The sequence below is a fragment of the Chitinibacter bivalviorum genome (genome assembly GCF_013403565.1).
Taxonomy (GTDB): domain Bacteria; phylum Pseudomonadota; class Gammaproteobacteria; order Burkholderiales; family Chitinibacteraceae; genus Chitinibacter; species Chitinibacter bivalviorum.
In genome coordinates this window covers 843790-866352 of record NZ_CP058627.1, presented here as the reverse complement: position 1 = coordinate 866352, position 22563 = coordinate 843790, and the positions used below count along the sequence as shown (strand labels likewise).

The 22563-nt window shown below is 50.6% G+C and carries 12 protein-coding genes; 6 read left to right on the top strand and 6 right to left on the bottom strand.

What is annotated here, in order from left to right; genetic code table 11:
• The first annotated feature begins 18 nt into the window (after positions 1 to 18).
• From HQ393_RS03970 to HQ393_RS03960, 3 genes are read left to right on the top strand one after another with little or no spacing between them, the layout of a single operon-like run.
• Positions 19 to 1197 carry an efflux RND transporter periplasmic adaptor subunit gene (locus tag HQ393_RS03970; RefSeq protein ID WP_179357557.1) on the top strand — a complete coding sequence of 393 codons (1179 nt, stop codon included), beginning with the start codon at positions 19 to 21 and terminating at the stop codon, positions 1195 to 1197.
• A gap of 15 nt (positions 1198 to 1212) precedes the next feature.
• Positions 1213 to 4368: an efflux RND transporter permease subunit gene (locus tag HQ393_RS03965; RefSeq protein ID WP_179357556.1), complete on the top strand. Its 3156-nt coding sequence runs from the start codon at positions 1213 to 1215 to the stop codon at positions 4366 to 4368.
• Positions 4355 to 5746, top strand: a complete 1392-nt coding sequence (locus HQ393_RS03960; protein ID WP_179357555.1) for an efflux transporter outer membrane subunit — start codon at positions 4355 to 4357, stop codon at positions 5744 to 5746. The genes HQ393_RS03965 and HQ393_RS03960 overlap by 14 nt, the downstream gene beginning before the upstream one ends.
• A gap of 72 nt (positions 5747 to 5818) precedes the next feature.
• Here HQ393_RS03960 and tyrS read toward each other — a convergent pair whose 3' ends face one another.
• The gene (tyrS, locus tag HQ393_RS03955; RefSeq protein WP_179357554.1) at positions 5819 to 7093 is read right to left on the bottom strand and encodes a tyrosine--tRNA ligase; all 1275 of its coding nucleotides are present in this window, start codon (positions 7091 to 7093) and stop codon (positions 5819 to 5821) included.
• A gap of 404 nt (positions 7094 to 7497) precedes the next feature.
• Between tyrS and mfd the strand changes: the two genes are divergently transcribed.
• The 3 genes from mfd (at position 7498) to HQ393_RS03940 (ending at position 16633) form a co-directional block, all read left to right on the top strand.
• A complete protein-coding gene (gene mfd, locus HQ393_RS03950; protein WP_179357553.1) occupies positions 7498 to 10908 on the top strand; it encodes a transcription-repair coupling factor in 3411 nt (1136 codons plus the stop codon).
• Positions 10908 to 15017: a DEAD/DEAH box helicase gene (locus HQ393_RS03945; RefSeq protein ID WP_179357552.1), complete on the top strand. Its 4110-nt coding sequence runs from the start codon at positions 10908 to 10910 to the stop codon at positions 15015 to 15017. Before mfd ends, HQ393_RS03945 begins: the two co-directional genes overlap by 1 nt.
• 185 nt (positions 15018 to 15202) lie before the next feature.
• Complete coding sequence (locus HQ393_RS03940; protein WP_179357551.1) at positions 15203 to 16633, top strand: IS1182 family transposase; 1431 nt, start codon at positions 15203 to 15205, stop codon at positions 16631 to 16633.
• A gap of 219 nt (positions 16634 to 16852) precedes the next feature.
• Here the strand turns inward: HQ393_RS03940 and HQ393_RS03935 are convergent, their stop codons facing one another.
• The 5 genes from HQ393_RS03935 to HQ393_RS03915 all read right to left on the bottom strand — a co-directional run bounded on the left by HQ393_RS03935 (position 16853) and on the right by HQ393_RS03915 (position 22549).
• Positions 16853 to 17167 carry a hypothetical protein gene (locus HQ393_RS03935; RefSeq protein WP_179357550.1) on the bottom strand — a complete coding sequence of 105 codons (315 nt, stop codon included), beginning with the start codon at positions 17165 to 17167 and terminating at the stop codon, positions 16853 to 16855.
• 104 nt (positions 17168 to 17271) lie between these two features.
• Positions 17272 to 17637: a hypothetical protein gene (locus HQ393_RS03930; protein WP_179357549.1), complete on the bottom strand. Its 366-nt coding sequence runs from the start codon at positions 17635 to 17637 to the stop codon at positions 17272 to 17274.
• Between the two features lie 28 nt (positions 17638 to 17665).
• Complete coding sequence (locus tag HQ393_RS03925) at positions 17666 to 19726, bottom strand: prolyl oligopeptidase family serine peptidase (RefSeq protein ID WP_179357548.1); 2061 nt, start codon at positions 19724 to 19726, stop codon at positions 17666 to 17668.
• Between the two features lie 88 nt (positions 19727 to 19814).
• Complete coding sequence (gene amaB, locus HQ393_RS03920; protein WP_179357547.1) at positions 19815 to 21431, bottom strand: L-piperidine-6-carboxylate dehydrogenase; 1617 nt, start codon at positions 21429 to 21431, stop codon at positions 19815 to 19817.
• A complete protein-coding gene (locus HQ393_RS03915; protein WP_179357546.1) occupies positions 21428 to 22549 on the bottom strand; it encodes a saccharopine dehydrogenase family protein in 1122 nt (373 codons plus the stop codon). Before HQ393_RS03915 ends, amaB begins: the two co-directional genes overlap by 4 nt.
• Between the last annotated feature and the right edge of the window lie 14 nt (positions 22550 to 22563).

Sequence of the window (22563 nt, the reverse complement as noted above, 5' to 3'; positions counted from 1 at the left end):
AAGAACATGGAGAAGGCAATGCACCAGCCCAGTATGATCACCCCAAAATTGACAACACTATCCATTATTATTTCGGGCTTACTTCTGACAGCTTGCGGTCAAAAAACTGCCGCGCCGCCACCCCCTCCTGCACCTGTTAGCGTAATTAAAATCGAACCGACCTCAGCCCCCATGTCGTTCGAATTGGTCGGTGAAACAGCGGGATATCGCGACGTAGAAGTACGCTCACGTGTGAATGGCATTTTACTTAAACGCACTTATGTCGAAGGTCAATCGGTCAACGCAGGTCAAACATTGTTTGAAATTGATCCCGAGCCATACAAAGCAGCCCTTGATCAAGCTAAAGGTGGCCTCTCAATTGAAGTAGCTCGCCTTGAAAAAGCACGTGCAGATCGAGACCGCATCATTCCGCTGTTTAAGGAAAACGCGGTAAGTCGCAAAGATTACGATGACGCCATGACAGCTTATGCAGCAGCTGTAGCCAGCCAGCAATCGGCAGAAGCCAAGGTGCGCGAAGCAGAACTCAACCTAGGTTACACCAAAGTTGTAGCACCGATTTCAGGTATGACCAGCACAGTCGCGCAATCAGAAGGTAGCTTGGTTTCGACTGCGGGCGAATCGGGCAAACTGACAACCATTTCGCAACTTGATCCTATGTACGTGACTTTCTCTTACTCTGAAGAAGATCGCCAACGCTTAGAGCAAATGACGAAAGCGAAAACCATTTCAATGGGTGATTCGAAAAACATCAAAGCCTCAATCAATCTTTCGAATGGCGCAAAATATGAGCAAGTAGGCAAAATCGACTTCTCCGACAATCGAGTTGATCCAAAAACCGGCACAATTCGCGCCCGAGCGATTTTCAGCAATCCTCATTCACAGCTTTTACCAGGGCAGTTTGTTCGCCTTACCCTCGATATTGGCAAGATAAACAATGCAATCTTGATTCCTGAGCGCGCCATTGTTCAATCTCAAGCTGACAAACTGGTAATGACCGTCGACAAAGAGAATAAAGTTTCACCACGCACAATCAAAGTTGGGCGAGCAGACGCTCAAGGACAAGTGCGCGTTGAATCAGGACTTCAAGCGGGGGACGTCGTCATTGTCGAAGGCATTCTGAAAGTTAAGCCCGGTGCCATTGTCAAACCAATGCCTGCCAGCGCACCTCAAGCCAGTCAAGCCCAAGCCGCACAATAAGTTGCCGAGGAAAATATGTTTTCAAAATTCTTTATTGAACGGCCCATTTTTGCCAGTGTGATTTCGATCATCATTGTGCTGGCCGGTCTGGCAGCGATGCGCTCGCTACCAGTAGAGCAATACCCTGGCATTACACCGCCAGTCGTTTCCGTAACAGCCTTCTATCCTGGTGCAACACCAGACGTGATTGCCCAAACTGTTGCTGCGCCACTTGAACAGCAGATCAACGGCGTAGAAAAAATGATCTACGTGCAATCAGGCTCGGCATCCAATGGCCAAATGTCCTTGAATGTCTACTTTGAAATTGGCACTGACCCCGACCAAGCGACGATCAACGTCAACAATCGCGTGTCGGCCGCCATGGCTCAATTGCCAGAGGAAGTGAAGCGCCAAGGTGTTACTGTTAAGAAAAAATCAACCTCCATTCTTAATGTAATTACTTTGAGCTCGCCCAAAGGCTCTTATGATACGACCTACCTGTCTAACTACGCCCTTCTTAATATCGTCGATGAAATTAAGCGGATTCCAGGCGTAGGTGACCTTCAAATGTTTGGTGGAACTGACTACGCAATGCGTGTCTGGTTGCGCCCTGATCGTATCTCTCAACTTGGAATTACCACGTCCGATATTTTGAGCGCAATTCGCGAGCAAAATGCGCAATTTGCTGCAGGTAAAATTGGTGCCCAACCAACCACCAGCAAAGTTGACTTTACATTCACTGTAAATACTCAAGGCCGACTAAAGAGTGTTGAAGAGTTTGAAAACATCATCATCCGTTCAACGCCAGATGGCGCAAAAACACGTCTAAAGGACGTCGCACGGATTGAGATGGGTGGTAAAGATTACGATATTTTGGCGAATCTGAATGGCAAGCAAGCCGTAGCAATGGGCATCTATTTACAGCCCGGCGCCAATGCGGTTGCCGTAGCCAATGCAGTCACCGCGAAAATGGAGCAGCTCAAAGAGCGCTTCCCGAATGATATTGAATATACTATTCCTTACGATACAACCGAATTTGTCAAAGTATCAATCGAAAAAGTAATTCATACGCTGCTTGAAGCCATCGTACTGGTTTTCATTGTTGTATATTTATTTTTGCAAAACTTCCGCGCCACTTTGATCCCTTGCATTGCGGTGCCAATTTCCTTGATTGGTACCTTTGCTGGCATGTTACTCCTCGGTTTTTCAATTAACTTATTGACCCTTCTTGGCATGGTGCTTGCCATTGGTATCGTCGTAGATGATGCCATTGTGGTGTTGGAAAACGTCGAGCGGATTATGTCCGAGAAGAAATGCTCGGCAAAAGAAGCATCGATTTTAGCCATGCAAGAAGTGGCAGGCCCGGTAATGGCCATCGTATTTGTACTGTGTGCGGTATTCTTGCCTGTCGCCTTTATGGGCGGCATGACCGGCGTAATGTACAAACAATTTGCCATTACGATTGCAGTATCAGTAGCCATCTCAGGTTTGGTTGCATTAACACTAACGCCTGCTCTTTGCGCGATCTTACTTAAAAACAATCACCACAAACCGGGTAAATTCTTCACTTGGTTCAACAATAGTTTCGATCGCCTCACCAATGGATATGTAGGCGGCGTAGCTTTCCTTAATCGTCGCGTCGGCATCGCCTTTATCATTTTTGCGGCCATGCTGATATCACTTTTCGCCCTATTTAAAGCGGTACCAAGTTCACTGGTTCCTGATGAAGATCAGGGCTACTTACTCAGTGCGGTCATGCTACCTGATGCGGCATCACTAACTCGCACTCAAGCGGTTTCGGCACAGTACGACAAGATGCTGATGTCCAATAAAAACATCGAAAATGTAGTCTCTTTCGTTGGCTTTGACATGCTGTCCGGAGCGGTTTTGAGCAATAGCGGCATCTCATTTATCACCCTGAAAGACTGGAAAGAGCGCGCTGGTAAAGGTGATGACTCGTTCGCTCTAGCACAAACCTTTAAGGGCATGGCCTACATGGGTCTGCGTGACGGATTTGCTGCCACATTTAACCCTCCAGCCATTTCAGGCATGTCGACAACTGGCGGACTAGAAGGCTACTTGCAAAATCGAGGTACAGGTGACACGGCTCAGTTTTCAAAAGAAGTCGCTCGCTTTTTGGAAGAAGCCAAAAAACGGCCTGAGTTTGCATCTGTGACGACCACTTTCCGCGCCAATGTACCGCAAATTTATTTGGATCTTGACAGGGATAAAGCAAAAGCGCTCGGTGTTAGTATCAATACCGTGTTTGACACCATGCAAGCGACATTTGGCCAAGTATATGTCAATGACTTTAACCAATTTGGACGCACCTATCGCGTGCAAATGCAATCAGAAGCTGACTTCCGTGCACGCCCCGAAGATATTGCCAACGTTTATGTTCGTTCAAACAATGGCGATATGATTCCACTGACTAGTTTGGTTCATGTCAAAAGCTCTGTCGGCCCTGAATTAGCTGAACGTTTCAATATTTTCCAGGCTGCCAAGCTGATGATCCAACCAGCCCCAGGCGTGAGCTCTGGTCAGGCTATTGCAGCGATGGAGGAACTTGAGAAAGAAGTATTGGGCAAAGAATACAAACTTGAATGGACAGGTTCAGCTTACCAAGAAAAATCGGCGGGTTCGTCGTCTGTTATTGCCTTTGTATTCGGCATTATCATGGTATTCCTGATTTTGGCAGCTCAATATGAGCGCTGGAGCTTACCACTTGCGGTAATTACGGCAGTGCCATTTGCCTTGTTCGGTGCATTACTTGCCGTCTGGCTCGTCGGACTCACCAATAATGTCTACTTCCAAATCGGTATGGTGACCTTGATTGCGCTAGCCGCCAAGAATGCGATTTTGATCGTCGAATTTGCGGTAATGAAACATGAAGAAGGAATGAGCTTACTCGATTCGGCGCTGGAGGCGTCACGACTCCGCTTCCGCCCCATCGTCATGACTTCGCTCGCATTTATTCTGGGTTGTGTACCACTTGTAATTTCAAGTGGAGCAGGTGCAGCCAGCCGTAAAGCGCTTGGCACCCCAGTAATCGGCGGCATGTTGGCGGCGACATTTATTGCCATCTACTTTATTCCATTGTTCTTCCGTTTGATTATGAAAAGTAGCGAGAAGAAAGTAGCCACAGATACAGCGACGAGCAACCAAGTCGCCAAGGGAGATGAACATGCGTAAAACAATACTATCCCTGAGTATTGCCACGCTACTATCCGCTTGTGCTTTCACTCCGGACAACACCCTGCCCACGGTTGAAATTCCTGCTGTAGCAACTCAGGCAGATGCGGTAGCAATTGAAAATTGGTGGTCACAATTTAATGACCCGATACTTAATCAATTGATTGAGTACGCACTGATTAACAATCAAAATTTAGCTTTGGCTACTGCCAAAGTCGATGAAGCGCGTGCAGTACTGGGGATTGTTTCTTCTGACCAGCTTCCCAAATTAGGACTTGGAGCTGATGCTGGAACACAAAAATTCTCCAAAGAAGGCGGCACAGCACCAGGCAGCACAGTTAGTGACTATAAATTAGTTGGTCAAGCTAGCTGGGAAATCGACTTATGGGGAAGAATTCGCAATCTGTCTACTGCAGCTAAACAAGATTTATTGGCCACTGAGTTTAATCGTGAAGGGGTAAAACTTACCCTCACAGCTGAAGTGGCACAAAACTACTTCAATCTTCGCGCCCTTGATGCGCAATTAATCATCACAGATGAAACAATTAAATCACGGCAAGAAGCCTATGATTTGCGCGAAAAACGTTTTAAAGGTGGTATCACCTCTGAACTGGATGTGCGTCAAGCGCAAGCAGAGTTAGCTGCTGCACAGGCCAAGAAACCAGACTTAGAAATCTCAATCGCCAAAACTGAAGGTGCTTTGAGTGTTTTAGTTGGCCAGTCTCCACGCGCACTAGTAGAGTCTGGGGTAAGCCGTGGCCTAACAATTGATCAATTGACTACGCCACCAGTGATCCCTGCAGGACTGGATTCGTCATTATTACTTCGTCGACCAGATATTGCTCAGGCCGAGGCGGGCTTACTCGCTGCCCGTGCACGCATTCAATCTGCACGTGCCGCCTACTTCCCTCGATTGTCGCTAACAGGGCTACTTGGGTTAGAAAGCCTTGATTTTTCACGACTATTCCAAGGCTCGGCACAGACGTGGGCATTTGCGGGCAACCTCACAATGCCACTATTTGATGGTGGATTAACCGCCTCACAAATTGATCAGGCGAAGGCGCGTGATCGGCAGGCCGCAGCAATCTATCAACAAGCAATTCAAAACGCTTTTGTTGACACTCGCAACGTACTTGTTGCTAACAAAGTTATTAATGACCGCGTCGCAGCCGAACAAACTCAAGTCACATCGACACAGCGACAGCTTAAATTAGCAACGTTACGCTATGACAATGGATTTGCCAGCTATCTTGAAGTGCTGGATGCTCAACGTAATTTGTTTAGCAGCCAGCTTCAGTTAGTTAGCGCTCAACGTGATTTGCTCGATGCGCGAGTTAGCCTATACAAAGCTTTAGGCGGTGGCTGGAGCAAGAATTGATTTTGGCATTCCCAATAAAAAAACCCGCTTCGGCGGGTTTTTTTATTGTCTACCGTCATTGATCAAGGAAGATCAATTCCAACATACCAACACGTAATTTTTCTTACCACGACGAAGCAATGTGTAGCGATCAAACAAACGATCAGCAGCGCCAAAAACATATTCCAAGCTATCAACTTTTTGGCCATTCACGATAACGCCACCACCTTGAATAAAGGTGCGGGCTTCTGATTTTGATTTTGCCAAACCGCCGGCAACTAAAGTATCAATTAACTGATTAGCCGCTTTATCCAACTGGATACTTGGCATGCCATCTTGCGCCAATTGTTCGAAGTCATTTTCCGTCAATGCCGCCAAACTATCGCTAAATAGGTTATGACTAATACGTTGAGCGGCCTCTACAGCACCCTCACCGTGCACAATCGCAGTCACATGGTCGGCCAAAATACGCTGAGCTTCAGGTTTTTTGCCGCTGATTTTATCAGCCTCTTCAATTGCATCAATCTCAGCGGGGCTCAGGAAGGTAAAGTAGCGCAGGAATTGATAAACATCCGCATCGGCACTATTGAGCCAAAATTGATAAAAAGCGTATGGCGAAGTTTTCTTCGCATCAAGCCAAATCGTTCCAGTTTCTGTCTTGCCAAACTTAGTACCATCCGACTTGGTCACCAAAGGCAAAGTCAAACCAAACACCTGCTGCTGATTAAGGCGACGCGTCAAATCAGTACCTGCAGTGATATTGCCCCATTGATCTGAGCCACCAATCTGCAATTTGCAATCAAAGCGCTTATTGAGCTCGGTAAAGTCATAGCCTTGTAATAGGCTGTATGAAAATTCAGTATATGAAATGCCTTGATCTTCACGCGCGATACGTTGCTGCACCGCCTCTTTTTTGATCATTTGGTTAATCGAGAAATATTTCCCAATATCGCGCAAAAACTCCAATGCACCCATGCCGCCAAACCAATCGTAATTGTTTGACATAATCGCCGCATTATCGCCCTCGAAGCTCAAAAATGGTGAGACCTGAGCACGGATTTTTTCAACCCATGTCGCAATAATGTCAGGGGTATTGAGCTTGCGCTCAGTCGCTTTAAAGCTCGGGTCACCAATCATACCTGTCGCCCCGCCCACCAAAGCAATCGGCTTGTGACCAAACTGCTGGAAACGTTTCAGTACTAAAATGGGCACCAAGGAACCAATGTGTAAGCTATCTGCGGTTGGATCAAAGCCGCAATACAAGGTCACAGACTCTTTGGCCAATAGTTCAGTCAAGGCTGCTTGATCGGTACATTGGGCGATCAAGCCACGGGCTTGCAGATCTTGGATAAGGCTGGACGAATGCATTCGGAACTCCATAAGACTGAGCTGTAAAACATCAACAACAGCAATCAGCACATTGATAACAATTAAAGTCCACTATTCTAGCCCAAACTGGACTTAAGCCCAATCGCGAATATTTGCTATCAATAACACTCGATGCAGCTATACCCCGCCATATAAAGCTAAATTTAACATTCAGCTTGATCTAATTATTCGAGCGCGAGCATTCTTTATCTGATGGATATCACACAACATCTCCACGTAAAAATACCCTCTCCCGATCCAATACCAGCACCAGGTATATCTACAAAAGCAATTATTCATAAAACACCTATCGATATACATCGCAATACACCTAAATAGTGCCATCGCGCTCAGCTATGAAACAGAGCCTGATATAATCACAGCAAACCTTAACCTGATATTGCATGATGACGCTACCAGCCCTACCCCGCGCAACCGCCAATAATTCAGAACGCCTACAAATCGCTACGCCTCACGGCTCGGGTGATGCACGTTTACTGGCCGAATATGCAAGCCAAGTTAAGTTGCTGGTGGTCATTTCCGCCAGTGCGCAGGAAGCATCACGGATCAAAGATGAAATGGCTTTTTTCCTGCCCGAAAAAAATGTCATTCAACTTCCCGACTGGGAAACCCTGCCCTACGATCATTTTTCGCCCCACTCAGACCTGATTAGCGAACGACTCGCCGCGCTGTGGCAAGTAAGGCAAGGCGCGGCAGATGTCTTGGTCGTACCGCTACAAACCGTGATGGGCGTCTTGCCCCCTGTTGAATTTTTGACCGGCACCACCTTTTTCCTGAAAAAAGGCGAAAAACTCGACGCAGAGAAACTGCGCGCTGATATGGCTTTTGCGGGCTACAACCACGTTACACAAGTCTACGGGCCGGGTGAGTTTTCAATTCGCGGCGGATTGATAGATTTATTCCCGATGGGTAGCACGCTACCTTTCCGGATTGACCTCTTTGACGATCAAATCGAAACCATCCGCACCTTTGACGTCGACACCCAGCGCAGCCTGTATCCTGTACCCGAAATTCGCCTGCTGCCCGCACGCGAGTTTCCGACTGATGACGCCGGAAAAACCAAATTTCGCCAGCGTTTTCGCGAAGTTTTTGAAGGCGCACCAACGAATGCGCGGCTCTATAAAGACGTCAGCAATGGCATTATTCCAGCCGGGATTGAGTATTACCTGCCGCTATTTTTCGACGCGACTGCAACCCTCTTTGATTACCTCCCTACAGATGGGGTATTAGCCCTACATGGCGACTTAGCAAGCGCTGCAGAGCAATACTGGCAAGATATTGCCGATCGGCACAAGCTTAACATTGGCGATAAAGATCGCCCGCTCCTACCGCCACGGGATCTATTTCTGGCGCCCGATTTATTATTTGGCCACCTCAAGCAATATCGCCGGATTGAATTAACCCAAGGCACAAGCAGCATCACGCAGCCACTGCCCGCGCTGGACGTTGATCGCCGCAGTGACAATCCAATCACCAAGCTCACCGACTTTGCGACGCATTATCCGGGACGGATCTTGCTGGTCGCCGAAAGTCTCGGTCGACGCGAAACAATGTCGCAATTTTTCGCCGAATATGGTTTCAAACCTGAACTCGTCGACAACTGGCTTGACGCCAAAGATAGCAAACAGAAAATCCAGCTAATTGCTGCGCCCATTTTTCGTGGTTTTGTCTGGCAAGACGAGCAATTGGCCGTCATCACCGAGGCTGATCTTTACCCAGCGGTCATTCAGTCGCGCGGCAAAAAGCAGCAAAAACGCAGCAATACCGACGCCATGCTGCGCGATCTGTCAGAGCTCAAAATCGGCGACCCCGTCGTCCATGAAGCCCACGGCATTGGCCGTTATATGGGTTTAACGTCGATGGATTTGGGCGATGGCGACACTGAACTTTTGCTGATCGAATATGCAGGCGGCGACAAGCTCTATGTACCCGTCAGCCAATTACACGTTATTTCGCGCTATTCGGGCGGCTCAACTGAAGGTGTGACCGTCCACAAACTTGGCTCAGGTACATGGGAAAAAGCCAAACGTAAAGCGGCTGAACAAGTGCGCGATACTGCGGCCGAATTGCTCAATCTATACGCGCGCCGCGCAGCCCGTCAGGGCCATGCTTTTGAGTGGAGCCATCACGACTATCAGGCCTTTGCCGCTGGTTTTGGCTTTGAAGAAACCGCCGATCAAGCCGCCGCGATTGAAGCAGTCTTGATCGATATGCGCACCACACAACCGATGGATAGGCTGGTTTGCGGTGATGTGGGCTTTGGTAAAACCGAAGTCGCACTGCGCGCCGCGTTTTGCGCCGTCGCGGGCGGCAAACAAGTCGCCGTACTCGTGCCGACAACGCTATTGGCGGAACAACACTATCAAAACTTTGCTGATCGTTTTGCCGACTGGCCGATCAAAGTCGCCGAGCTGTCGCGTTTCCGCTCTGGCAAGGAAACTGCCGCGGCGCTCAAAGGCTTGGCCGACGGCTCGGTCGACATTGTGATTGGCACGCATAAACTCGTGCAGCCCGATGTTGAATTTGCCAAATTAGGGCTGGTGATTATCGACGAAGAGCACCGTTTTGGCGTACGCCAGAAAGAGCAGCTCAAAGCGCTGCGCGCCAATGTGGATGTACTCACCCTCACCGCTACGCCAATTCCGCGTACTTTGGCGATGAGTTTGGAAGGCTTGCGTGATTTCTCGGTCATTGCCACCGCGCCGAATAAGCGCCTGGCGGTAAAAACTTTCGTTGCTAAATTTTCTGACGGCATTATCCGCGAAGCGGTGTTGCGCGAACTCAAGCGCGGCGGGCAAGTATTCTTCTTGCACAATGAAGTCGAAACCATCGAAAACATGCGCGAAAAACTCGCGCTATTGCTGCCCGAAGCACGCATCGGCGTCGCCCATGGCCAGATGCGCCCGACTGATCTGGAGCATGTGATGCGCGACTTTAACCAGATGCGCTTTAACTTGCTGCTGTGTACCACCATCATCGAAAACGGCATCGACATCCCGAACGCCAATACCATTTTGATGAACCGCGCCGATAAATTTGGTCTGTCACAATTGCACCAGATGCGCGGACGCGTAGGCCGTAGTCATCACCAAGCTTATGCCTACCTGCTCGTTCCCGATGTGGACGGCATTTCAAAAGACGCGAAAAAACGCCTTGAAGCCATTCAGATGATGGAAGATTTGGGCTCGGGCTTTTATTTGGCGATGCATGACTTGGAAATTCGCGGTGCAGGTGAAGTACTGGGCGATTCTCAATCGGGCGAAATGCAGGAAATCGGTTTTGCGCTCTACTCGCAAATGCTCAAGCAAGCAGTTAAAGCGCTCAAAGCGGGCAAAGAGCCTGATTTGTCGCAACCATTGGGCGTGACAACCGAGATCAATCTGCACGCACCGGCGCTATTACCGAATGAATATTGCCCCGATGTGAACGAGCGTTTAAGCCTGTATAAACGCCTTGCCAGCGTAGAAAACACGGACGAGCTGAACGACATTCATCAAGAAATGATCGACCGCTTTGGTTTGCTGCCTGATGCGACCAAAGTGCTGCTCGACTGCCATCGCTTGCGTATGCTCGCTGGCCCCTTGGGTATTAGCAAAATCGACGCGGCAGATAACGCGATTATTGTGCATTTCCTGCCCAAAACGACGGTCGATCCAATGAAGATTATTTCGCTGATTCAGACCAAGAAAAATTACAAACTGGCCGGACAAGACAAATTGCGGATCGAGGGCAATTGGCCTGAGAGCGCGATGCGCGCAGTGCGAATTAAAGAATTGATTAACGAGTTACATTAATGAGCAATCCGATTGCGGGCATCAATGAAGTTGATTTAACAGCGATAGAAACCGAAGATTGGCCTTTGCTGGCGGCCTTTGCCTGCTATGGCATGGGCTTGGGGCAAACGCGATTATTTAGCATCGTTCACGACGCACAAGCGCCGTCTGATATTCATTTTGATATTGAATCGCTGAAAAATGGCATGGCGCGCTTGATGGTGAAAAAAGTCATCAAATCCGCCGCGATACAAGGCTTCGAGATTGATTCAGCATGGCTGTGGCCCGTGCTGTTACACCTCAAGCATGCAGGCACACTGCAAACTTGGCTCAATGTCACGCGCAAGCACCAGCCCACGATCCAGCCGTGGGAATCTGGCAGCCAGCGCGCTTGGGCTCATCGCGCACTGCAAGCAGTACTCAGCGACGATGTCCACGCCTGCGGGCAGGCACTGTATCAAATGAGCACGGTGGGCATGAGCCCAGAAGCCCTGCTACGCCACCCCGCTTACCAGCTATTTCAGCCGCAGGCTAAAAATCTATTTGAGCTGGCCAGCGCGCAAACGCAAACCGCACTGCTCACCGATTATCTGCACTATGCCTACAGCGGATTATTGCCCGCCAGCGCGCAATATAATTACGCACGCGCGCACTTTAATGATCGTTTTCAGCAATCGCCTGAGTTGGCCGAATACCTGTGCTGGCAGGCGATTTTCCGCGGCGATTTGGCGCATATTCAGTTGTTTTATCAGGCGATGGAAGTGGAGCCACAGGCCGAAATCGCGATTGTCCTTGCCGCAATTCAGGGCAATCACAACAAGTGCTTTCGCATCGGCCAAGAGCTCATCGCAGGGATTAAGAAAATCACCAATAAACGCAAAGTTGCCATCGGCGGCCTCGGCGGGGTTTTCTTCAGCGCGGCGCTATTTGCTGAACCGAATAACGGTGAATATCTAGCGGCTTTGCTCACGCAATTTGAAGCGGGCGATAAAGCGCGTTATTCGGCGATTTACGATATTCACCTACCCTGGGTAAAACAACTCGCCACGCAAATCCCCGCCTCGCCGCAAGTGCATCACCTCCCCCCCGCGGCCTTGGGGCTGCATGGCTTTTTCGATTTGCTACTGCTGTTTTGGCAAGAGCAAGAGCTCGATGCCCAATGGCAGGCCCCCTTGGAGCAATTACTGGCTCAATGGCAAGAATATCCATGGGTGCATGAAGAACTCGCGCAACTGCTCGATCGCGCCTATGGCACGAATTGGGCGACCCCCGATTGGCACAGTGAACGACAACTGAAGCCGCTAATCGATCTGGTCAAACTCGAGCCCGTCTGGCAACGTGCGCTGAGCGCTTTGAGTCAATTTAACAAAGCCCCCAGCGCCGCATCGGCGGCCAGCATTCGGCTGGCGTGGCAACTTACCGCTGGCGCTGGCGGCGTTTTGCTAGAGCCGCGTGAGCAAAAGATCAGCGCAAAAGGCGTTTGGAGCAAAGGCCGAGCCGTGGCCCTCAAGCGACTTATGCAGGGCGACCCGACGCTGACTTACCTGAGCGAGCAAGACCGCAAAATTTGCCGGTATATCGCTGTAGACTATAATTATTATGGCGATAGCGGCTATACCCTAGATGGTGAAGCCGCACTACCCGACCTGATCAACCACCCGCATGTGTACTGGAGCGATGCGCCCGATATACGGATCGACATTGTCGCTGGCGAAGTGACACTACACCTGAAAGAAAGCGCGGGCAAAATCTCGCTCAAGCTCGCCCCCCATATCACGCAGGGCGCGAACGTGATCTGGCAAAAGGAAACGCCAACGCGCCTCGCGGTGTATCAAGTCACGCCTGATGTGACGCAAATTGCGGGCATTTTGGGCAAAGGCCTTACCGTGCCTTCTGAGGCCAAACCGCAGCTCGTTGAAGCCATCACCGCCATTGCGCCGCATATTACGATCCATTCCGATTTACCCGAATTATCAGCCCACATCGACAGCATCGCGGCCAATCCGGTCATTTTTGCGCATTTATTGCCGATCGAAACCGGCTTGCGGCTGCAATTTTTGGTGCGCCCATTAGCAGAAAGTGGCTGGTTTATCCCCGGCAAAGGCGCGGCCAATGTATTGGGTGAACTCGACGGCAAAACAGTGCAGGCGCAACGCGATTTAGCAGCCGAAAAAGCGGCTCATCAACACGTGCTCAATTACTGCACGGCGCTGGCCGATGCCGAACGGGATATGAAGGATGGCAACGACTGGCAATTGGGCTCGCCCGAGCTCAGTTTGGAATTACTCGCCCAATTGCGCGACATGCCTGCCGGCATCGTCGAGCTGGTCTGGCCCGAGGGCGAGCGATTCCGCCTGAAAGGCTCGCGCACCATGGGTCAAATGAAGCTGGGCATCAAGCAGCAAGGCGATTGGTTTGTCGTTAACGGCGAAATCACGCTCGACGACGGTAAAGTACTGCAATTGCGTCAGTTGCTGTCTTTGCTCGATGATGCGCCGGGGCGATTTATTTCGCTGGGCGAGCACGATTATCTGGCGCTCACCGACAATCTGCGCCGTCGCCTCGAAGAACTGCGCGCCTTGGGCGAACCCAATGGCAGCGATGGGATCAAGCTCAATTTGCTCGCCAGCAGCGCCTTGGCCGATCTGGCCAGCGAAGCGGGCGAAGTCGAAACCGACCGCGCATGGCAAGCCCATTTGGCCAAGCTCGATAGTCTGGCACAACACCAGCCCAAAGTGCCCTCCACGCTGCAAGCCACGCTGCGCGATTACCAGCTCGAAGGCTTTCAATGGCTGTCGCGGCTGGCACATTGGGGCGTAGGCGCGTGTTTGGCCGACGATATGGGCTTGGGTAAAACAGTGCAAACGCTGGCGCTACTGCTCGAACGCGCGCCCAACGGCCCAGCCCTTGTCGTTGCCCCAACATCGGTAGCGATCAACTGGCAGGCTGAAACGGCCAAATTTGCGCCGACACTCAATATTCGCAATTTCCAAAGCGATCGCAATTTAAGTGACTTGTCACCATTTGATTTGGTCGTCGTGAGCTACGGCCTGTTTCAGCAAGAAGCCGAAAGCTTTGCCAACGTCCACTGGCATACCGTCGTGCTGGATGAAGCACAGGCGATTAAAAACAGCCAAACCCGTCGTAGCCAAAGCGCGATGGCGCTCAATGCCGATTTCAAAATGATCGCCACCGGCACGCCGATGGAAAATCATCTGGGCGAATTATGGAATCTATTTCGCTTTATCAACCCCGCCCTGCTCGGCTCGCAGGAACGCTTTAAAAAACGCTTCGCGCAGCCAATCGAAGACGGCCAAAGCGACGCGAAGCACGCCAAGCTGGCATTACGCAAATTGATCCAGCCCTTTATGCTGCGCCGAACCAAATCACAGGTGCTGACCGAGCTGCCAGCGCGCACCGAAATCACGCACAAAGTCGCGCTATCGAGTGAAGAGCTACATTTATACGAAGCGCTACGTCAGCAAGCGGTCGAGCGCATCGACAGTATGCGCCCCGATGAGGGCAATAAACCGCTGCAAGTACTCACCGAAATTACCAAATTGCGCCGCTTCTGCTGCAACCCACGCCTGGTGATGAAAGACAGCCAGCTAGCCGGTAGCAAGCTGATCGCCTTTGCCGAAATTGCCGAAGAGCTGCTCGACAACAATCACAAAGCCTTGGTGTTTAGCCAGTTTGTCGACCATCTCGCCATCGTGCGCGACTGGCTCGATAGCAAAGGCATTAGCTACCAATATCTAGATGGCAGCACGCCAATCAAGCAGCGGCAAAAAGCGGTGAATGATTTTCAGGCCGGTGTCGGCGATATTTTCCTGATTAGTCTGAAAGCAGGCGGCTCGGGGCTAAATCTAACCGCGGCTGACTATGTCATTCACCTCGACCCGTGGTGGAATCCTGCGGTCGAAGACCAAGCCTCGGATCGCGCACACCGCATGGGCCAGCAAAGACCCGTCACCATTTACCGCCTCGTCGCCGAAGGCACGATCGAAGAACAAATCGTCGCGCTGCACCACAATAAACGCGACCTGGCCGATTCACTCCTCGAAGGCGGCGACGCCAGCGGCAAATTGGATGCAGATGCCCTGCTTAATCTACTTAAAACTAGTCGCTAGGGTATATGGCCGAAGATCAATCAATCAATAGACTACATGCCAATACCCAGCAAAAAGCCGAATCGCATGATTCGGCTTTGCTAGCGTTGAAAATGACGAAGTTCGAGGGCAGCATTCGACCCAGACTGTGTAAAAACGCACCTTGTAGTATGATTTTGCCATGACTACGGTACGAGGTGTTTGTTTTGAAACGCTTTATCGAAGGCGAGAGCCGAACGCAGACTACCTTGCTCCCAGAATGCCTTGATGACTACATTTCCGAAGCGAATCCAGTGCGCGTGGTTGATGTTTTTGTCGATGAGCTCAATCTAGCTCAACTTGGTTTCGACGGTGTCGCGCCAGCCATTACGGGACGACCTGCATATCACCCCAGCGTGATGCTCAAGATTTACATTTACGGCTATTTGAACCGCATTCAATCGAGTCGTCGCTTGGAGCGCGAAGCCCAGCGCAACGTTGAACTGATGTGGCTCAGTGGCAAATTAACCCCCGACTTCAAAACCATCGCCAACTTCCGCAAAGACAATGGCAAGGCCATCATCAAAGTCTGCCGCCAATTCGTATTACTCTGCCAGCAACTCGGTTTATTCACCGAAGCCATCATCGCGGTCGATGGTAGTAAATTCAAAGCGGTCAACAATCGAGACCGCAACTTCACCAGCGCTAAACTACAACGTCGTAGGGAAGAAATTGAAAGCAGCATTCAGCGTTATCTTAACGCACTGGATACTGCAGACCGCCAAGAGCCCGCTACTGCGGCGGTAAACTCTGAACGCTTGCAGAATAAAATCGCGGCTTTAAAAACCAAGATGGCGGAGTTGCAAACGATTGAAGTAGCGCTGAACCAAACACCCGATAAGCAAATATCACAGACCGACCCTGATGCTCGCTCCATGAAATCGCGAGGGAATGGCATCGTTGGTTACAACGTGCAAACGGCGGTGGATACCAAAAACCATTTGATTGTTGCACATGATGTGAACAACGAGGGCTCAGACCGTTCGCAACTGAGCAAGATGGCGCAACAAGCCAAAACGGCAATGGCGGTTGAGACGCTCACCGCGATTGCAGACCGCGGTTATTTTAAAAGCGAAGAAATTCAGGCTTGCGATGAAGCCCAGATTAGCGCCATCGTTCCTAAATGCAAGACCTCCGGCGCGAATGCAGAAGGCCGATTTGATAAATCCGATTTCATTTATGACGCGCAGATCAATGAATATCAGTGCCCTGCAAATCAACGACTCATTTGGCGATTTACCACCGTTGAAAAGGGATTGACGCTGCATAGGTACTGGAGTTCAAACTGCCAAGGTTGTCATTTAAAGGCGCAATGCACACCAAGCAATAATCGGCGCGTCACCCGCTGGGAGCATGAAGATATTTTGGATGAGATGCAAACGCGACTGGACCAAATGCCCGATGCCATGCGAATCAGGAAATCAACGGTCGAGCATCCGTTTGGCACTTTAAAGGAATGGATGGGCGCAACACATTTCCTCACCAAAGGCTTGGAGCATGTCCGAACAGAGATGAGTTTGCATATCCTGGCGTACAACATGAAGCGGGTAATGAAGATTGTAGGAATAGAAAACCTGATGGTGGCAATGAGGGCCTGAAAGGCTTTTATTTGTCACTACCTGCGGCTAAGTTTGAGAAAAAAATGGCCGTGGGAACGCAAAAAACGGTAGCGTAGGTGAAGTAGGCTTTGCCTGTCTCCGCGTTTTTACACAGTCTGGACCCAAAGCAGTCGTTGGCCGTTTTGAATTGTAGACGCTAACCTACGAATTCATCTGCGCCGAAGGGCTTGGCCGGAATGACATACTCGGTGACTATAGTTACGTTGAACTTTTCTGCCACGGGGCAAGACTATTGAGTGCATCGATACTTAAGCTTGCCCAGAATTGCATGGATTCATCAGGGCTTAATAGCTCTTTTTCGAGAACATGGAGCACGGATAAATCTTCACACTCCCCCAGAAGTTCTATGAGCTTACCTCTTGTATATGAGTCTAAAGGGGCAGTTAGTGCCTGAAGTATTCTTGGCACAGCTTCATTCGCTGGTGGCCTTTCTCCCCAGTATGCCTCCTCAAACGTCATTGCATCCCTAGAGAGTATTTCATTTAACCATTCATCAACATTAACTGGACTCATAGCGCTCACCCGTATGATTATGACTGCTACTGGCCGTTCTCTGCCTATCAACATAATACATCAGCAACATAACTTACTAGTCATCTGTGCTGCTGATATTGCTGTTATGGCTTGAGCGGGAATAAGAATGATAAGCACAATACAGTGACGCAAATCCCGGTGATTGAGCCGATCGATTGCGTGGCAATAAACATCCTACGCCAGGTATTGCACTGTATCCTTTTCCAACTGCCAGTTCTGGCTGCATACCACAGCGCCGCGATATAGCCACCACCTGAGTCTTCGGCATCCCCAAAAGCCATGCTCATCTTTTGAGGCAATGCATCGTGATAGTTTTCACGCAAATGGTCATAAACCAGTCGGGCGCAAACAATATAAATCAGAAAACCCAGCAAGCTGGCGAGCACCAAGGTCGGCAATAACACGTCTAGGAAAAACAAATACCCAGCTTGGGTGATGTGAAATTCCATGTCTTTGGCAGGCAAAATAAGTGGAAACTCATTGTAATGTTTGGCGTAAAAAGAGCAAAACACGTGCTAAATCGTGTGCGGTTTGACGCTGCCCTTGTTGCCCAGTGTGCCCGCCTTGCTCGGCCTCATAAAACAGGACTTCGTGCCCCAAATCTTGCAGCTTGGCCGCCATTTTCCGCCCATGCGCGGGGTGGACTCGATCATCATTGAGATTGGTCGTAATCAATACCCTAGGGTAGTGTTGCTCACTATGTTTTTTAATATTTGCATAAGGTGAATATACCCCAAGGTAGGCGGCATCTTTCTCGACCTGCGGATTGCCATACTCCGCGATCCAGCTACTACCCGCCCCCAGTTGATCAAAGCGCAACATATCTAAAATAGGGACTTCACAGACGACGGCGGCAAATAGCTCGGGCGCTTGCACCATACAGCTGGCGACCAATAAGCCGCCGTTGCTACCCCCTTCAATCCCCAAGTGGGCTGCGCTGGTGATTTGTCGCGCGATCAAATCCTTCGCGACGGCGATAAAGTCAGCAAAGCTAGTTTGTCGCTTGGCGCCGCGCGCGGCTTCATGCCATGCGGGGCCAAATTCGCCGCCACCGCGAATATTTGCCAGCACATACACCCCACCAGCGCTAAGCCACTGACTGCCCAGATTATCCAAGTAATACGGCAAGATGGGCACGGCAAAGCCGCCATAGCCGTAGAGCAAGGTTGGATTTCTGCCATCAAAGCGCAGGTCTTTGCGGTGCACCACAAAATACGGAATCGCCGTACCATCTGTGCTGATCGCGCGATATTGCGCGACCGTGAGTTCATCCGCATTAAACGCATCAGGTTGCTGCCGCAAAGTCATTGGCGTGGTCTGCGCACCAAGTTCATAGCGCTGCAAGCGGGCTGGGCTCAGAAAATTGCTGAAATTAAAATACAGCACATCGCTGCGCCACGGCTGCGCCACAATTTCAATGACCCCATCACTGGCAATGGCATTTGGGATGTTTTGCCATGTATTGCCATCATGGATAAAACTTATTATGCGACTTGTCACATTATCTAGAATAATCAGAAGCACGCCATTGAGCGTCGCCTCGATCATTTGCAAGGACTGCGTCGCATTCGGTGCAAACAGCAACTCGGCACGGCCCAAGGCAGCAGAAACTGGATCACACGCCAAGGCTATCGCACTGCCGGCGGGGAATACTTGCTCGTGGTCTTGCTCGCCGTAGCGCCAGTCTGCGTGCAAATGAATAATCAAATCGCCATGACTGTAGGCTTCAATGCTGGCGCGGCTAGGGAGCGCCAGATACTGGGGCTCGGCCAGTTCGGCTTGATCAGCATTGAGATGAAAATAGCTTTTACGGTAAAAATCCTGCGAAACCTGCACCATATCCAATACACTGCGATCACCATCGAGAAAACGCCAAGCCGATACTTTGAACACGGTCTCGGGTAAAACCAGCATTGATGCCGCCTCTGCCCAGCTTTGCCCACGCCGCAGCAGCACCACCTCGCGCGAATACCCTGTGTGCGTCACTTGATCTTCATCCCACGCGGGGCAAACAAACACGCTATCGGGGTCGCGCCAGCTCACCTGTGTTTTGCTATATGGAAATGCAAACCCATCAGCAACAAAGCTTTGCGCGGCTAAATCGTATTCCCGAATCACACAAGCATCACCGCCGCCGATACTCAAACTGAGCAAACAGCGATGCGGTGCCAAAGTGCAATGATCGACGCCATTCAAAAACCAATCTACCTGCTCTTGCTGCGCCAGCGCGTCAAGATCAAGCAAAGTTTGCCACTGGGTATTGCCCGCAGTGTATTGATCAATATGGCAAGAGCGATAGATACCCCGAATATGCTGTGCATCTTGGTGAAAGTTAAAACAGACGTTGCCATGCATTGAAAAATAGGGGATCTGCCCTTGATCCTGCATATTGGCCAAGATGGATGCGGCCATAGTCGCAAAGCGCGGGTCATCGTCGAGCTGCGCGCTAGTCTTCGCGTTTTGCGCGGCTAGCCAGTGCTGTGCTTGCTCGCTGTGACTGTCTTCAAGAAAAAGGTAGGGATCGAGCGCGGGATTCATGAATAGGTAATATCGTAGGAAATGGCCGCAATTATAATCGTGACGGCGCGGGGCCGCTCATCTCCCGACTTCGACGCAGGCTTAGCGCTCAACGATCGGATTCGCCACGCGGATTGACATCAAAATTCACGCCCTGAGCCAGCGGCAAGGTTTGTGAGTAATTGATGGTATTGGTACTGCGTCGCATATAATTTTTCCACGCGTCCGAGCCCGATTCGCGCCCGCCGCCCGTCGCTTTTTCTCCACCAAAAGCCCCGCCGATTTCCGCCCCGCTGGTGCCCACATTTACATTAGCCAGTCCACAATCCGAGCCAACAGCACTCATAAATAACTCGGCTTCGCGCTGATCTTGGGTAAATATCGCCGACGACAAACCTTGCGGCACTGCATTATTGATTGCAATGGCCTCCATCAAATTGCTATACGGCACAATAAATAGCAAGGGCGCAAAGGTTTCCTCATACATCAGCGCGGTTTGCATTGGCATGCGTATCAGAGTGGGCTGCACATAATGCCCCACTGGCACCCCCACAATGACCTGCCCGCCCGACAGTAAAATACCCCCGGCAAGTATTGCCTCCTCAATCTTTTCTTTCATTGATTGCAGCGCAATACCATCGATAAGTGGGCCAAGCAAAGTGTCAGGCTCGCGCGGATCACCAATTTTCAGGCTGGCATAAATCTGCGGCAACCGCGAGCAGACCTCGTCCAGGAGCGACTCATGCACAATCAGGCGGCGTAAACTGGTGCAGCGCTGCCCACAGGTGCCTACCGCCGCAAACACAATGGCTCGCAATGCCATATCCAGCCGCGCACTGGGAGCCAAAATCAGTGCATTATTCCCACCCAATTCCAGCAGGCTGCGCCCCAATCTAGCGGCCACTTGCTGCGCGACCTGCTGCCCCATACGACAGGAGCCGGTAGCAGAAACCAGCGCTACCTTTTGATTTTTCACCAGCGCCTGCCCAACTTGATGATCGCCTTGCACTAATTGCATCAAGCCCAGCGGTGCATCCATACGCTTGAGCACGTCCAACACGATCTGCACACTGGCATGGGCGCACAGCGGTGTTTTTTCGGATGGTTTCCAAATCACTGCATTGCCGCAAACCAGGGCCAGCATGGCATTCCAAGCCCAAACTGCCACTGGAAAATTAAATGCACTAATGACCCCCACCACACCGAGCGGATGCCACTGTTCTAGCAACTGATGTTCAAAGCGCTCGCTCGCAATCACCAGCCCGTGCAATTGGCGTGACTGCCCTACGGCCAAATCGCATAAATCGATCCACTCCTGCACTTCACCCAAAGCTTCGGATTCAATTTTTCCTGCTTCTAGCACTATTAGCCGTGCCAATGCTTGCTTATGCTGCGTCACAGACTCAGCAATGGCCTTGATCACCTGCCCACGCTTGGGCGCAGGCCACAAACGCCATTCACGAAAGGCCGCGTGCGCAGCTGCTACGGCGTATTCCACATCCTGCTGATTTGCAAACCCTAGGCGACCATGCGAAACACAATCTATCGGGCTAGATAGCTCACGTTGACCATGCAAATGAAAATCCGAATGAAAGTTTGCCAACCCATTAATAATGCTACTGGCCCAAACCCCATCTCGACGAAGATCATTCAATTGCAGTGGTTTGAGCACATCATTTAATTGATAAGGGGGCGCATTTTCGGCCCGATGATTCGCATCCGTCATACGGGCACCTCCTGCGCATAGCGATCTATGGCGTAGTACTGCCCGAAGCGATTAGCGAGAAAATCAGGCAATTTAACGGTGTCATGGGCGACAAAGCCTTGCGTAGGCAACATCCCGCGGCAATGCATATCCAGCACCGCGGCAGCAGATGCAGCGGTGGTCAGTTGAATCGCACTCCATAATTCGCCAAAAAGTTCGCAGTGGTAAATTTTGCGCGCATCGGTGATCTGCCTAAATTGGCCGTTAATCTGGCCCGAAGCAGTGACAAAAATCAGCACCACATCCTGAAAAGTAATGGGTACAGACTCTTCCAGAATATATTTGAGCTGCTGTCTTTTTTCCGGTGTTGCCCCCATTTTCAGGCCATTGATCACAAAATCCATTAAATCGCGGTGCCCCACATAGCGCACGGTTTTGTAATCCATATTGGCAATCTGCCCGGCCCAGGTTTCACATAAAGTCCCTAGCCCGCCAGAAGTATTGAATGCCTCATATTCCAGCCCATCGAGCGAGAAATGCTCTAAGCCTTCCAGCGCTTGCACCAAGATTGCGCGGCCGTGTTTGATCGCCTCACACTGGTTGCAATATTCATTAATCAATCCATCAGTTGACCAAGTGAGGTTGTATTTCATTGCATTGCTGGGGTATTGCGGTAAGGCACCCACCCGCATTTTGACGGTATCGACCCGATCAAAACGCTGCGCCATATCGTGTGCAAGGATGCCGACAAAGCCCGGGGCCAATCCACATTGCGGCATAAAGATTTGCCCTGCTTTGGCTGATTTGGCAATTTTGCGGATGGCCAGCGTGGTCGCGACATCTTCGGTGAGGTCAAAATAGCTCACCCCAGCTTCAAGTGCGGCCAATGCAATGCTCGCATTTTGATCAAACGCCGTCGCAGCAATGACTGCGTGTTGGTCTAGCAACAAATCACGCAGTGAATCGTGCGGCGCAAGATGGTGAGTGATGACCGGCGCACAGCGTGATAAATGCTCAAGCGCGCTGAGCTGAGTATCTAGCACCGTGACTTGATAATCTTGGGTAAAGGCCAGTAATTTGGCGATACTGCCACCGATTTTCCCTGCGCCGATAATCGTGACGGGAGTTGCGCTTGTCATCGTGGCCTCCTCGC

Excerpts from the sequence above, each read along its gene's own strand:
- HQ393_RS03970 (WP_179357557.1), top strand. The coding sequence starts at position 19 with ATGCACCAGCCCAGTATGATCACCCCAAAATTGACAACACTATCCATT.
- HQ393_RS03965 (WP_179357556.1), top strand. The coding sequence starts at position 1,213 with ATGTTTTCAAAATTCTTTATTGAACGGCCCATTTTTGCCAGTGTGATT.
- HQ393_RS03960 (WP_179357555.1), top strand. The coding sequence starts at position 4,355 with ATGAACATGCGTAAAACAATACTATCCCTGAGTATTGCCACGCTACTA.
- tyrS (WP_179357554.1), bottom strand. The coding sequence starts at position 7,093 with ATGCATTCGTCCAGCCTTATCCAAGATCTGCAAGCCCGTGGCTTGATC.
- mfd (WP_179357553.1), top strand. The coding sequence starts at position 7,498 with ATGATGACGCTACCAGCCCTACCCCGCGCAACCGCCAATAATTCAGAA.
- HQ393_RS03945 (WP_179357552.1), top strand. The coding sequence starts at position 10,908 with ATGAGCAATCCGATTGCGGGCATCAATGAAGTTGATTTAACAGCGATA.
- HQ393_RS03935 (WP_179357550.1), bottom strand. The coding sequence starts at position 17,167 with ATGAGTCCAGTTAATGTTGATGAATGGTTAAATGAAATACTCTCTAGG.
- HQ393_RS03930 (WP_179357549.1), bottom strand. The coding sequence starts at position 17,637 with ATGGAATTTCACATCACCCAAGCTGGGTATTTGTTTTTCCTAGACGTG.
- HQ393_RS03925 (WP_179357548.1), bottom strand. The coding sequence starts at position 19,726 with ATGAATCCCGCGCTCGATCCCTACCTTTTTCTTGAAGACAGTCACAGC.
- amaB (WP_179357547.1), bottom strand. The coding sequence starts at position 21,431 with ATGACGGATGCGAATCATCGGGCCGAAAATGCGCCCCCTTATCAATTA.
- HQ393_RS03915 (WP_179357546.1), bottom strand. The coding sequence starts at position 22,549 with ATGACAAGCGCAACTCCCGTCACGATTATCGGCGCAGGGAAAATCGGT.